Source organism: Sphingomonas melonis, assembly GCF_013409985.1.
GTDB lineage: Bacteria > Pseudomonadota > Alphaproteobacteria > Sphingomonadales > Sphingomonadaceae > Sphingomonas > Sphingomonas melonis_A.
The window spans coordinates 161879-175220 of record NZ_JACCBY010000006.1; the positions used below are offsets into that span (position 1 = coordinate 161879).

At 63.5% G+C, this 13342-nt stretch carries 9 protein-coding genes; 5 read left to right on the forward strand and 4 right to left on the reverse strand.

All coding sequences use genetic code 11. The annotated features are described in order from the left end of the window. Positions 1–12 precede the first annotated feature (12 nt). Positions 13–1014 carry an NADP-dependent oxidoreductase gene (locus HD841_RS17335; protein WP_179510145.1) on the forward strand — a complete coding sequence of 334 codons (1002 nt, stop codon included), beginning with the start codon at positions 13–15 and terminating at the stop codon, positions 1012–1014. A gap of 172 nt (positions 1015–1186) precedes the next feature. Here the strand turns inward: HD841_RS17335 and HD841_RS17340 are convergent, their stop codons facing one another. Both HD841_RS17340 and HD841_RS17345 read right to left on the reverse strand, forming a co-directional pair. Further along, positions 1187–1447, reverse strand: coding sequence for a DksA/TraR family C4-type zinc finger protein (locus HD841_RS17340; protein ID WP_179510146.1), 261 nt, complete (start codon positions 1445–1447; stop codon positions 1187–1189). A 233-nt stretch (positions 1448–1680) separates the two neighbouring features. After that, positions 1681–3570 (reverse strand): alpha/beta fold hydrolase, encoded by a 1890-nt coding sequence (locus HD841_RS17345; RefSeq protein WP_179510147.1) that lies wholly within the window; start codon positions 3568–3570, stop codon positions 1681–1683. An 86-nt stretch (positions 3571–3656) separates the two neighbouring features. Here HD841_RS17345 and HD841_RS17350 point away from each other — a divergent pair, with 86 nt between their 5' ends. Continuing rightward, positions 3657–4691: a cupin domain-containing protein gene (locus tag HD841_RS17350; RefSeq protein WP_179510148.1), complete on the forward strand. Its 1035-nt coding sequence runs from the start codon at positions 3657–3659 to the stop codon at positions 4689–4691. A gap of 118 nt (positions 4692–4809) precedes the next feature. On the opposite strand, the gene hisD is transcribed toward HD841_RS17350, so the two are convergent. Further along, positions 4810–6114, reverse strand: coding sequence for a histidinol dehydrogenase (gene hisD / locus HD841_RS17355; RefSeq protein ID WP_179510149.1), 1305 nt, complete (start codon positions 6112–6114; stop codon positions 4810–4812). Positions 6115–6244: 130 nt separating this feature from the next. Between hisD and HD841_RS17360 the strand changes: the two genes are divergently transcribed. The 3 genes from HD841_RS17360 (at position 6245) to HD841_RS17370 (ending at position 11536) form a co-directional block, all read left to right on the forward strand. Beyond that, on the forward strand, positions 6245–7261 hold the full coding sequence (locus HD841_RS17360; protein ID WP_179510150.1) for a LacI family DNA-binding transcriptional regulator: 1017 nt from the start codon (positions 6245–6247) through the stop codon (positions 7259–7261). A 267-nt stretch (positions 7262–7528) separates the two neighbouring features. Next, positions 7529–10231, forward strand: coding sequence for a TonB-dependent receptor (locus tag HD841_RS17365; protein ID WP_179510151.1), 2703 nt, complete (start codon positions 7529–7531; stop codon positions 10229–10231). A gap of 48 nt (positions 10232–10279) precedes the next feature. After that, on the forward strand, positions 10280–11536 hold the full coding sequence (locus HD841_RS17370; RefSeq protein WP_179510152.1) for an MFS transporter: 1257 nt from the start codon (positions 10280–10282) through the stop codon (positions 11534–11536). Positions 11537–11555: 19 nt separating this feature from the next. Here the strand turns inward: HD841_RS17370 and HD841_RS17375 are convergent, their stop codons facing one another. Then, the gene (locus tag HD841_RS17375) at positions 11556–13328 is read right to left on the reverse strand and encodes a glycoside hydrolase family 13 protein (protein WP_179510153.1); all 1773 of its coding nucleotides are present in this window, start codon (positions 13326–13328) and stop codon (positions 11556–11558) included. Positions 13329–13342: the final 14 nt, after the last annotated feature.

The following is a 13342-nucleotide window of genomic DNA, read 5'->3' on the forward strand; positions in this document are numbered from 1 at the left end:
GGAGAAGGGCTGATGAAAGCCTATATTCTTGATCGCTACGGCAAGCAGGAGCAGCTGCGGCTCGGCGACGTGCCCGAGCCCGTACCCGCGGCCGACGAAGTGCTGGTCGAGATCCACGCGACCGGGCTCAACCAACTCGACACGAAGATCCGCGACGGGGCGTTCAAACCGATCCTGCCCTACAGGCCCCCCTTCGTACTGGGGCACGACCTTGCCGGCAGGGTGGTGTCGGTTGGTCAGGCGGTGCGGGCGTTCAAGCCGGGCGACGAGGTCTATGCCCGCCCGCGCGACGGCCATATCGGCACCTTCGCTGAGCGGATCTCGGTCAGGCAGGCCGACCTCGCGCTGAAACCCGCCAATTTGTCGATGGAGGAAGCCGCCTCGATCCCGCTCGTCGGGTTGACCGTGTGGCAGGTGCTGGTCGAGCGCGCGAATCTGAAGAAGGGTCAGAAGGTCCTGATCCATGCCGGCTCGGGCGGGGTGGGCACGCTGGCGATCCAGCTGGCCAAGCATCTCGGCGCGAGCGTCGCGACGACGGCGAGCGCAGCTAACGCAGACCTCGTCCGCCGCCTCGGCGCCGATGTCGTCATCGATTACAAGGCGCAGGACTTTTCCGAGGAACTGTCCGGCTATGACGTCGTGCTCAACAGTTTAGACGGCAAGACGCTGGAGACGTCGCTCAAGGTGCTCAAACCCGGCGGCAAGCTGATCTCGATTTCCGGGCCGCCCGATCCGGCATTCGCAAAGGCGCAAGGACTGAACATCGTCCTGCGCCTGCTGCTGCGCGCGACGAGCGCGGGCATCCGCCGCAAGGCGAAGCGTGCGGGCGTCGATTATTCGTTTCTGTTCATGCATGCCGATGGCGGGCAGCTCGGGAAGCTTGCAGCGCTGCTTGAGGACGGTGCAATAAAACCCGTCGTCGACCGGGTCTTCCCGTTCGATCGGATGAACGATGCGATGGCGCAGCTCGAGCAGGGCGGGGCCAAGGGCAAGCTTGTGGTGCGCATGCGATGAGCCGCGTCGGACTGGAACTCGGCTCCGACTCTAACGGTCGAGGCGGCGGGGAACCGACAGTGCCATTCTCACCGACGTGAATGAATGGCCGAAGTTGGAGAGGGGCGCGAGCGCTCGCCATGACCGGAATTGGGTCTGATCAGAACAGGCGCAGCAACTGCGCCAAAGCCAGTCACCGCAACTGGCTGTCCTTGCTACCCCGCCGATTGAACGTTGTAGCTAGGGGCCGATCGCGGCCGCTTTGGCACGTCACGCAGGTACGCACACCAGGAACGGCCAGGCGTCTACCCTCTGGGATGTCGTCGCCGCAGATTGCGCAGAATGGTTCGCTATTTCCGCTTGGCATGCTGGCCCGGGCCGCCAACACTGCGTCAGCCACTGAATCATCGATCTGATCCTGAACCGCGCCATCGCGCGTCCAACCGCCCGCCATCAGCTTCTCCTTACATTTCCATATGGGTAAGCCGGGCGGCATGTCATCACTCCAGCGTGAATGGATGTCTCCTTTTAGGCAGCCGCTAATCTCGTGCGAGCGACCATTTAAGGGTCACCGCGCCTCAGGGCATCCACTCGCTCTGGGTTACGCTATGCAGAGCTAATTGGCTTGGAGGAGCGAATTCGCCCCTCCAAGCTGATGATCGACGGTATTCTGGCTAAGCATTAAAGCTATGAGGCTTGCTGCAGCTCTGCGATCTTTATCTGCGCCAGCATGGAGAGCTCGTCGTAGACCACCCATTCGTCGATGATCTTGCCGTCGCGGATGAGGAAGTGGTTTACGCCCATGACCGATAATGGATGGCCTGTTGGCGACCCGAGCGAACCGTAGCCGAGATGGTGCCCATCGAACATCCAGCGGATCGCGTACTTCGTTCCACCTTCCTCGCTTTCGACCGAACTAATGTGCTGTGGCACGAAATATCCGTCGGGTATCAGGGCTACGAGCCGCATCGTCTGCTGAAGTACCGCGGCGATGCCGTAGTACTCACGCATCAACGGGCCATGCCACTGGCAATTGGGCGCGTAGATTTCGTGGATGCGGCCGAACATCCGCTTGTTGTAGATGTGGTGCAGGTCACGCAGCAGCTGCGCCTCGTCCTCGCTGTGCGCGATCGAGACGTCGGCCTCACTCTCGGGCGGGTACTGGCCGAGCAGCCGACGGTTCTCCACCACTTCCATGATCGGTTGACCTGCGTCGAGCTTCCTGGTCGCGATTTCGAGCGCAAACGCGTGCGGATCCAGGCCGAGCTGGATGATCGGACCCATGTTGTCCCGGACGATCCACTCCTTGTAGATCTTGTTCTCCAGGATCATGCAGTCGGCCACGGTGCGGGTCAGGAAGGTGCGGCCGGTCGGCTTGCCGTACATCCCGTACTGACTGTGCCGGCCCTGACCGTGGGTCATGTGGCTGGTATAGAAGCCGTCCACGTCGTTGCCGCGCCAGATGACCTGCTGAGCAAGTCCTCTGCGATCCGGGAACTCCACCAGCCGCTGGATGGTGTCGCGGATGTGAGTCTCGCGGTCATACATCGTGCCGAGCGTCGTATAGGCGACGCAATTATGCGTGTAGTGCGTGTAGATAAGGCCGACGTCGCGCTCGTCCCAGATCCGGTGGGTGCAGCGCACGATGTAGTCAACGATGTCGGTGTAGATCGGATCAAAGCCGCGCATGCTCTGGACACGGGGCCGATCGTTGGGGACCAGCTCGGTGAAGTCACGGCGCTCGACCTGAAGCACCTTGCCACCGTCGTGCACCGCGTTCTCCATGGGCTGGTCGGGCTTGGGCGCGGACGTTTCGGTCTTGGTCATGTTTCCTCCTTTGCGCGCCCGATCGGGCGTGATCCTGTGTGACTGGTCCGTGCGACCCAACCACGTGGCGACATGTGCCGCGACGGCATCGGGAGCCTCCAAAGGCGCGAAATGGCCGACACCTTCAAGCAGCGCGACTTCGGCGTCCAGCAGAGCTTCAGCCATCTCGTGCTGCATCGCCGGCGGGCAGGCGCGGTCTTCCGCTCCGGCGAGAACGAGTACAGGCATACAAAGTGCACAAAGCCGCCCACGCTTGTCACTTCGTGATCGCACCAGCTGCTCTTGGGCAGCGAAGACGTCCCGGCCTGTATCGAGCGCCATCTGCTCGAGAGTTTGACGCAGAACAGTGTTGGCGCGCCCTTCAGGGCCGACACAGTCTGGCCAACTGGCGGTGAGCGCCTCAAGCGGGTCGGCGGGACGCTGCAGCGCATCCTGGGCGCGCGCACGCGCATTGCTGGATACCATCGCGAGCCCTGCAACGCGATCAGGAGCCTGTAAGGCGATCTCCAGCGCCACCAGCCCGCCGAGAGAGAAGCCGAGAAGGGCGAAGCGACGGGGCGCTTGTTCGAGCACAGCCTGCGCGGCCGCTGCAGGCTCGGCATCACGGATCGGCAGAACCTTCGCGAACCTGGCGGGAAGCCGTTCCAGAAGCGGCGCGAACAGCCGCTCGTCGCAGAGGGTGCCCGGCAGCAGCACGAGCGGCAGTGGCAAAGTTGTCGCTTCATCTATGATGGGAACTTGCGTGTTCACGCTGCCTCTGTCGCCTTGCGTCTCCGTCACGATTGGTCTAGCTATTCTGCATTCGGATGCAAGCGCGTTTCGCGCATGGGGAGACGATGGTGGATTGGACTGAGGATGCGATGCGCGCGCGTCTCGTGCGCTATGCTGACCTGGTGCCGTGCCGCACCGCGTTCATCGACACCCGGACGCCGGGTTCGACGGAGAAGGAAAACTTCACGATCATCGGTGCCGGCGTTTCGGAAAGCGCCGATCAGCACGTGCACATCACCGAGCGGCACGGCTTCAACATTGGGGCTGCACGTCAGCCCTTCGGGTGCATCAACTCGCAGCACAGCCACGATACCGCGGAGGTGTTCGTCGTGCACTCGGGTCATTGGCGCCTTCCGTTCGGGGCCAACAAGGAGGACGGCTTTCTCGACATAGGGCCGGGCGACGTGGCCTCGGTGCCTATCCACATGTTCCGCGGATTCGAGAAGCTCGACGAGGGACTGGGCTTTCTGTTCACCGTCCTCGGAGAGGATGATCCTGGAAAGGTTACGTGGGCGCCCGCGGTGTTCGAGGCGGCGGCCGATCACGGACTCAAGCTCGCCAAGGGCGGGATGCTGATCGACACGTCGGCCGGCGATCATGCCCTGGATGAGGTGGAGCTGGCCGGCACGACGGCAGACGATCTGGCCGCAGAGCTCCGGACGCCGCCGATGGAGAAGCTGCGTGAGTGCGTCGTCTCCGCGGGTGCCATGGTCGCCAACCCGGATTCGCCGCTGGCGCGGAAGGGCGTCGAGGAGGCGCCGGTCATCACGCCGATCGTCACGGGTGACGGCTTCAAGGCGGGGCCGATCTCCGGTTGGTGGCCGCACGGCTTCAACCTGCGTCGGCTGACGATGCGGACCGGGGCTTACATTCCGCACCATGCGCGGGCCGAGGTCGAGGTCGTCTTCGTGCAGTCCGGGACATTGGAGGTGAGCTGGGCCGGCGGGGTGATCGTCATGGGCGCCGGGGACACGCTGAGCGTCCCGGTTGGCCTGCAACATGCTTTCCGCAATACCGCCTCGGTCGATCTTGTTGCCTTCGTGGTGCGCGGCGGCGACTCTCCCGCCCTGCCCGTCTTCGAGGACGGTCAGGCGATCTGAGGCCGCGGCGGTCTGTGGCCGCTAGATGAAGAAGGACGCGCCGGCCTCCGCCGACGCGCCCTTCTTCCTTTCTGCAGCCCCTTGGGCGACCAGCCCGTGCAGGGCCGGTCCCGGTGAGCTACTCTGCGGCGGCCTGGTGCAGGCGATCCACCCGGACCTGCGCAGCCTTCATATGCCCGTCGAGGCCCTCGCTGGCGCTCTGCCGTGACGCGGGCGGGCCGACACGAAGCACCGCTTCGTCGTCCAGCCACTGATGCGTCGCGATCTTCACGTAGGAGCCGACCCACAGGCCGCCCGTGTACCGGCCCGCGCCCATCGTCGGCAGCGTATGATTGGTGCCGACGGTCTTGTCCGAATAGACGACGCTCGCGTTCTCACCGATGAAGAGCGAGCCATAGTTGCGCAGCTTGCGCGCGAGGCCGTGCGGATCGGCGGTGTGCACCTGAAGGTGCTCCGCTGCGACGTGATCCGAGTAGGCGATCATCGCCGCCTCGTCCTGACAGAGCACGATTTCCCCGTAATTCGCCCAGCTCTCACCCGCGATGTTCGCCGTGCCGAGGGTTTCCAGCTGGCGTGTGACCTCTCGCGCGGTTTCCTCGGCGACGGCGCGATCGGTGGTGATCAGGCCCACGCGCGTGCGTACGTCATGCTCCGCCTGGGCGAGCAGGTCGGTAGCTATGAGGCGGGGGTCGCCGGTTGCATCGGCCAGCACGAAGATCTCGGACGGCCCGGCGAGCTGATCAATGCCGACCGGACCGAACACCTGTCGCTTGGCTTCGTTGACGAAGGCGTTGCCGGGACCGACGATCTTGTTGACCTTCGGAACGCTTTCGGTGCCGAACGCCATGGCGCCAATCGCCTGCGCGCCGCCGATGCGGAAGATCCGGTCCGCACCGGAAAGGTGGCACCCGGCGATCATCGCCTGATGGGCGTTCGGCGGCAGGCAGGCGACGACCTCGTCGCAACCGGCGACCTTGCCGGGAACGATCGTCATGATCGGCGCGGAGAGCAGGGGGAAGCGGCCGCCGGGCACATAGGCGCCGACACGGTCGATCGGGATCACGCGGTGGCCGAGATGAAGACCGGGGAGCGGCTCCACCTCGAGCGGCAGGATCGTCGCCAATTGCGCTTCCGCAAAGCGACGTACGTTGTCGATGGCGAACTCCGTATCCACCCGCGTCTGCGTTTCCATGGCCTCAACGGCCGCGAGGCGTGCCGATGTAGGAACCTCGAATTGGTCGAGGTCGGCGCGATCGAACTGGATGGAATATTCGCGCACGGCTGCATCGCCGCGGGTGCGGACTCCGGTGAGGATGGTCTCGACCAGAGATATCACATCGCCTGTGTCGACCAGCGAGTCGCGGACCGGAGCCTTGACATAGCTGGTGGTGTACTCGAACCCCGTAGGCGCCGGATCGGCCATTTGCCTCGTCTCCAATGCGGGCGTCACGACGTGCGACGCTTCGGTGATGATGCTAGTGAATTCGAATGCAGTTGTCACCGGGGGATGAGAGTTGGCAGGACGAAAGCTCGGAAAGTCGCCCGAAACCGCGTTGGCCGAGACGCCGAGAACGGGGCGGCGTGCGACGTCCTATGATGTCGCACGCCTCGCCGGCGTGTCGCAGTCCGCAGTTTCGCGCTGCTTTGCGCCCGGCGGCTCGATAGCGGCGGGGACGCGGGATCGCATCCTGAAGGCGGCAGCGGAGCTCGGCTACCGGCCTAACGCCCTTGCCCAAGGGCTGATCTCCAGACGAACGAACCTGGTAGCCGTCGTCCTCTCCAGGCTGACGGCGTTGCATTACCCCGAAGTGCTTGCCGAACTGTCGCATCGCCTGACGGAGCGCGACCTGCGGATGCTGCTTTTCTCGCTGGATGCGGAAAGCGACATCGACGAAACCCTGGATCAGGTCTGGCGCCACAGCGTCGACGGCGTGATCTGCGCCGCCCGTCTGTCGGACAAGCAGGTAGAAATGTTCTCGGCCCACGAGGTTCCGCTCGTCCTGTACAATCGCGTCGGAGATCGGGCGCCCGCGGCGTCGGTCTCCTGTGATTCGGCGGCAGGGCAGCGAGACCTCGTCAGCAGGCTTCTCGGTGCGGGTCACAAGAACTTCGCGGTCGTTGCAGGCCCGGCGGACAGCTATGTCGGCGAGGAACGGCGACGTGCGGCCTTGATGAGGCTTGGCGAGGCAGGCATCGAGGACGTACCCGTTGTTCGGGGCGACTACGGCTACGCCAGCGGCGCAGAGGCGTTCGAGAACCTGCTCAACAAGCGGAAGCGGTACGACGCCATCGTATGCGTAAACGATCTGATGGCGATCGGGGTCATGGACGCGGCGCGTGAGCGTCATGGTCTCGACATACCGGGCGATCTCTCCGTCGTTGGGTTCGATGGATCGGACCCTGCGAGCTGGGAAAGCTACCGCCTGTGTTCGATTCGGCAACCGGTACGTCGAATGACGCAGGCCGCGGTCGACATGCTGCTGGAAAGGATTGAGGATCCCGCGGTGCCGGCCGAACGACGGCTATTCAACGGCATGCTCCTTGAAGGCCGCTCCGCTCGACTCGGGTGAATCATTCGCATTCAAAATTCCCCGGTAGAAATCGCGCCGGCGTTGAATGTACCAGACTCTTCGCGTGTCATCGGAGACATTCGACGACGCCATGAGAGGCGGTTCCATCCGCTAAGTCACGGTTTTGCGAGCTTTTCTACTTAACAGCGGCCGCCGCGAGCGAGGCGCAGCCATTCGACCACCGTTGTAATCCGAATGCAAAAATTCGTGGACAAGGTTGAATGCTGCCTCTAGCTTCCCTTTAACAAACGAACATGAGGGGGCAGCATGTCGATACGTCATTTTATTACCGGTGCGTCGGTTCTCGCGCTTGCAATCGGCGCGCAGGCCGCAGCTGCTCAGGCGGTTCAGGGTTCTTCGACCGGTGAGCAGCTAAGCGCCCCGGGAGCCGTCGATGCGGCGAGCGCTCCCCAATCCAATGCCCAGCCGGATGCAACTGCCGCTGCGGAGCAGGATGGCATCGGCGATATCGTCGTGACGGCGCAGCGGCGTGAACAGAACCTTCAGGCGGTGCCCCTCGCGATCACCGCAATCTCCGGTGAGACGTTGCAGACGCGCGGCGTGGTCGACCTGTCGCGGCTCAACGAGTTCGTTCCTGGTTTCAGCTTCGGTCAGACCGGCTCCGACGTTCGTCCCGCGATGCGCGGTGTGCGTACGGCGAACAACGGCGTGACCGGCGACCCGACGATCGGCTACTTCATTGATGGCATCTACCAGTCGCGGACCAGCCAGGCCGCGCTCGGATTTGCGGATGTCGCGACGTTGGAAGTCCAGCGCGGGCCGCAGGGCACGCTCTATGGCCGCAACACGTTTGGCGGCAACATCGTGGTGACGACCAACGCGCCGACGCACGAGCTCGACTACGGGTCGACGCTGACGGTCGGAAACTACAAGAAGGCGCGTTTCGAAGGCTACATCAACGTGCCGCTGACGGAGAACGTCGCGGCGCGCATTACCGCAGTGACCGACTACGCCGATGGGTGGGTCAGGAATAGCTACAACCGTTCGGCCGATCTGTTCGACGAGAACAAGCAGTACATCCGCGGCGCGGTGAAGTGGGACGTCGGTGACTTCACCGCCACGTTCCGGGCCGATTACGCGAAGCAGGGCGGCAATGGCGCCTCGGCATTCGGCTACAAGCAGATCGGATCTTACATCGATCCGGCGACCTGCCAGATCCTCTTCAACTCACCCAACTACATCTACCTGAACGAACGCGCGGGCAATCGCGATGGCGTGGCGGACTGCCGCACCACCGTTGCGAGCCCCACTGGTCCTGCCGGCACGGGCGTCGATCTCGGCATTCCGATCGACAATCAGGGCGATGAGTTCACGGTCTCCAATGACTACAAGCCCTTTCGCAATCTGCAGCAGGCGTCCACATCGTTGACGGCGAGCTACGATTTCGGCCCGATCGCGCTGAAGTCGATAACCGGCTATGTCCACTATCGTGGTCGCCGGACCACGGACTCAGACTTCTCGTCGTCGTCCATCGCCATCGATCAGGCTCGGACGGAAGCCGACACCTTCAGCCAGGAGGTGCAGCTGCTCTCCTCGAAGACGGGCAAGCTCGAGTATGTGGTAGGCGGGTTCTTCCTCAACGACAACCTCGTCAACGGCTTCATCAACCAGCAGCTGCCGCGCACGATCCGGTCCAGTGCCCTCGCGGCACCGATCACCGGTTCTCAGAACGCGGGCACCTATCAATTCGAACGCGTGAAGGTGTATTCGCGCGCGGCTTATGGGCAGGCGACCTATCATCTGACCGATGCATGGTCAGTGACTGGCGGCGTTCGCTACACTCACGAGAAGAAGACCTACCTCAACGCCACGGCGTTTTGGTATCTGCCCGCGACGTTGGCGAACGGGGTCAATCCGCTGACCCTGGTCACGATCAACGATCCGCTGCCGGGTCGGAGCGTGTTCCCAAACCGACCCAGCAACTGCGGTGAGAATGGCGTCACCGCCGCTACGATCCTCAATTCTTTGGGCCAGCAGGTCGCATCGAACTACTGCCCGTTGACCTTCAGCCAGACCACATGGAAGGCAGGGACGGAGTATCAGGTCACCGATCGGAACCTCGTCTATGCCAGCGTCTCGACCGGCTTCCGGTCCGGTGGCTTCAACGCAGGTCTTGCCGCGGCGCAGAGCGCGCCGACGTTCGATCCCGAGAAGGTGACGGCCTACGAGGTCGGTTCGAAGAACCGCTTCTTCGACAACACCGTCCAGCTCAACCTCTCGGCCTTCTACAACCGCTACAGCGATCTGCAGGAGAGCCGTCAGATCATCGTGGGCGGGACGACGCTGCAGACGACCTTCAACGCGGCGAAGGCTCGCTCCTACGGGCTTGAGACGGAGGCTATCTGGGAGCCGACGCCCGAACTGACGATCGGTGCCAACCTGTCGCTGCTCAATGCCAAGTACAGCGACTTCAAGGGTGTGCCGCTGCCGTTCGGCGGATCGATCCTCGTCAACGATGCCAGCGCCACAGCGCCGACGGTCGTGAACGGCGTCACCATCGCCGGCGTCGGGCAGCGCCGCGTGATCGCGCCCGGTTACGAGTGCACGCCGCTCGGCGGCACGGGTGGTGCGGGGCAGCCGGCTCTCTCGTTCGTCTGCGACCTGTCCGGCAACAACATCCCGCACTCTCCAAAATACTCCGGTTCGGCGTATGCCTCCTACAAGATCGCACTTGGCGGCGACTCCTCGCTCACCCCGTTCGTGGCGGTGTCGTTCGCTGGGCATCACGACGAGCAGGCGTTCAACGACTCCCTCGCCCGCGAGGAGCCCTGGGCCAAGTTGGACGCAACGTTGACCTACGAAGTGAACAAGCAACTCTCTCTGATCGGCTTCGTGGACAACATCACCAACACCAAGATCCAGACGCTGGTCTCCTACGGCGGCACCCCGCTACAGGCGAGCTACGAACCTCCCCGCATGTATGGCCTGCGGCTGCAGTTCCGGCGCTGACGGAAGGACTGAACGGACATGGCACGAGCGGGCGGCGGGGCAGGGGCCATGATGCCGCCCACGGACGGGGTAAGGACGCTCGCCGTGCCGGCAATGCCGTTGACATCAGGTCCGGCTGGCGCTCCGCTATTCGAGCATAGTCTCGCCCGGCGCATCAGCGCGTTCGCGTTCGTCCTGATTGCCGAATTCTTCTACGGCTGGGCGTGGAACACGGTCGACGTGCTGCGGCCATTCATCCGCGACAGCCTCGGCTTGACGCTGACCCAGGCGGGCTCCGCCTATTCGGCGCAAGGTGCGGGTGCGCTCATCGGCGCGATTACCTTCGGGCAGCTCGCCGATCGCCTCGGCCGTCGCAACATGCTTGTTGCGATCATGATCGGCTACGGTGCGATGCTCATCGCCGGCGTGGCCGTCGCCAGTTATCCGCAATTGCTGCTACAAAGATTCGTTCTCGGACTCTTCCTGGGCGGGAGCTTTCCGGTGATCGTCGGCATCTATGTCGGCCTGTTCGCGCCCCAGGTGCGTGGGCGGCTGGCAAGCGCGATTAATCTCACCTTCAGCAGCGCCATCGTCGTGCTCGGACTGGCGCTCGGTAGCCTTGGCGCGCACGATTGGCGCGTGCTGCTGTGGCTTGGAGGCGTGCCGCCGATCCTGCTGGCGGGCCTGGCATGGCTGATCGTACCAGCCGGTGGCACGATCGCGCGGGCATCGCGCTTCCCCATTCGGGAACTATTCGCGCCGCAGGTTCGACGCAGGACACTGCTGCTGGCAAGCCTCACCGGGCTTAACTTCTTCGCCTACCAGGCGTTTAGCGGCTGGCTGACGATCTACCTGAAGGACGTCCGTCTGCTCGATCCGGAGGTGATCGGGCGACTGGTCGCCGCACAATTCGCCGGAAACATGATCGGCGGTTTCGCTTGGGGGTGGGCTTCGGATCGCCTCGGCCGACGCTTCGCATCTTTGGGATTCGTCCTCGCGGCACTGGCGATCGCCATCTATCTGACGGTTCCCTCGATCATACCGCTGCTGCTCGTGGTCGGCTTTGCCTACGGCTTCGGATTGTCGTCCAGCGTGGTGTGGGGGCCGTGGCTAGCGGAGCTGTACCCGCCGCACCTCAAGTCCACCGCCGCATCGATCTTCAATTGGGGGCGACTGATCAGCTTCTTTGCCCCGCTCATCACTGGCGCATTGGCCGCTGCCGTCGGGTTGCGGTTCGCGATGCTCGCCGCCTGCCTGATCTTCCTGGTCGCGGCGGTGATCTGGCGAAGTTTGCCCGAAACGTTGGAAGGGCGGGTCTCGCCCTGAGACCCGCGCCCAATCGGGCCTACAGCCGGTACACGCTGGCCTGCCACGGTGCCAAGGCGAGTGTTCCCTCCGAAGGTGTCGTGCCCGTGCCCGCTGCGGTGGAGATCGCGACCGCGCGTGGCGCAATGCCGGTGGGCAGCGTGTAGCTGAGCGGGCGGGCACTGAAGTTGATCACCACTAGGTATTTGTCCGAGCCCATGATGCGTGTGTAGGCGAACACCTGTGGATGCGACGGATCGAGATCGTGATAGGCACCATAGATCAGGGCAGGGGTCTTTTGGCGGAGTGCCAGCATGCTCCGGTAAAACGCCAGCACTGAATTAGGATCGGCGGCCTCCGCAGAAACGTTCACGGTGACGTGGTTCGGATTGACCGGCAGCCATGGCTTGCCCGTCGTGAAGCCTGCAGCGGTTCTGGCATTCCACTGCATCGGTGTCCGCGCGTTGTCGCGGGAGGTCTTCGCAAGCTCGGGCAGCAGCACCGTTGCGGCGACCTTGCCGGATAGAACCTGGTCGCGCCACAGGTTGCGCGCAGCGATGTCGTCGAACTGCCCAACGTCCGTCCAAGGAAAGTTGGTCATCCCGATCTCGTCGCCCTGGTACAGAAAGGGCGTACCCCGCAGGGTCAGCATCATCGTCGCCAGCGCCTTGGCCGATGCCGGGCTCCCGTCGCCGAGCGCATCGATTGCGCGGGCCTTGTCGTGGTTGCCGATGAAGCTGGTGTTCCAGCCGGTGGTGCTGGCGGAGGTGTCGAGGTCCGCATAGAAGCGCTTGAGTGCCGGCAGCGACCACGCCTTGGTCCGCCAACCGTCGCGACCGATGTTCACGCCTTCGAAGCGGAAGATCATGTCGAGTTCGCCCCGGGTCTGATCTGTGAACAGCGGCCCCTTCTCGGGAGTGACTCCGACTGCCTCTCCCACCGTCATGGTATCGTATTTGGATAGCACCTCACGGCGCATCTCCTTGAGATAGTCATGGACACGTGGGCCGTCGGCATAGACCCGGTCCGGATGCTGTAGCTGGTCGGCCGTCAAATCGGGAAACGCTGGGTCCTTCGAGATGAATGGGATCACATCCATCCGGAAGCCGGATACGCCCTTGTCGAGCCAGAAGCGCATGAGATCGTAGACTTCGGAGCGGACCTTCCGATTGTCCCAGTTGAGGTCGGGCTGCTTCACGGCGAAATAGTGCAGGTAGTAATCGTCACCCGGCTTGGCCTGCGTCCAGGCGGAGCCACCGAAGAAGCTGGGGTAGTTGTTCGGCGCCGACGACGCGCTGCCGGCCCCGGCCTTACTGGGCCGCCAGATGTAATAGTCACGATAGGGGTTTGACGGCCCCGTCTTCGCCTCGACGAACCAGCGATGCTCGTCGCTGGTGTGGTTGACGACGAGATCGATGATCAGGCGCATGCCTCGCTTCTTCATCGCCGCCAGCATGCGATCGAAATCGGTCATTGTTCCGAACTGCGCGAGCACCTTGCGATAGTCGCGAATGTCGTAGCCATTGTCGGCGTTCGGACTGTCGAAGTGCGGACTGAGCCAGACCACTGTCACGCCGAGCCGTTGGAGATGATCCAGATGCTGGGTGATGCCATTCAGGTCGCCGACGCCATCGCCGTTGGAGTCGGCGAACGAGCGCGGATAGATCTGGTATACGACTGCCTCCTTCCACCAGCGTCGCTGATCCGATGAGGCGGATTGCTGCGGCGAGGCGGGAGCAGCGGTGCTGCCAACGAGAACGGTAGCGGCCGCAAGCAGGGCGGCACGATACCGACGGAAAGTAAGTTTAATCATGAATTCGAATGCAC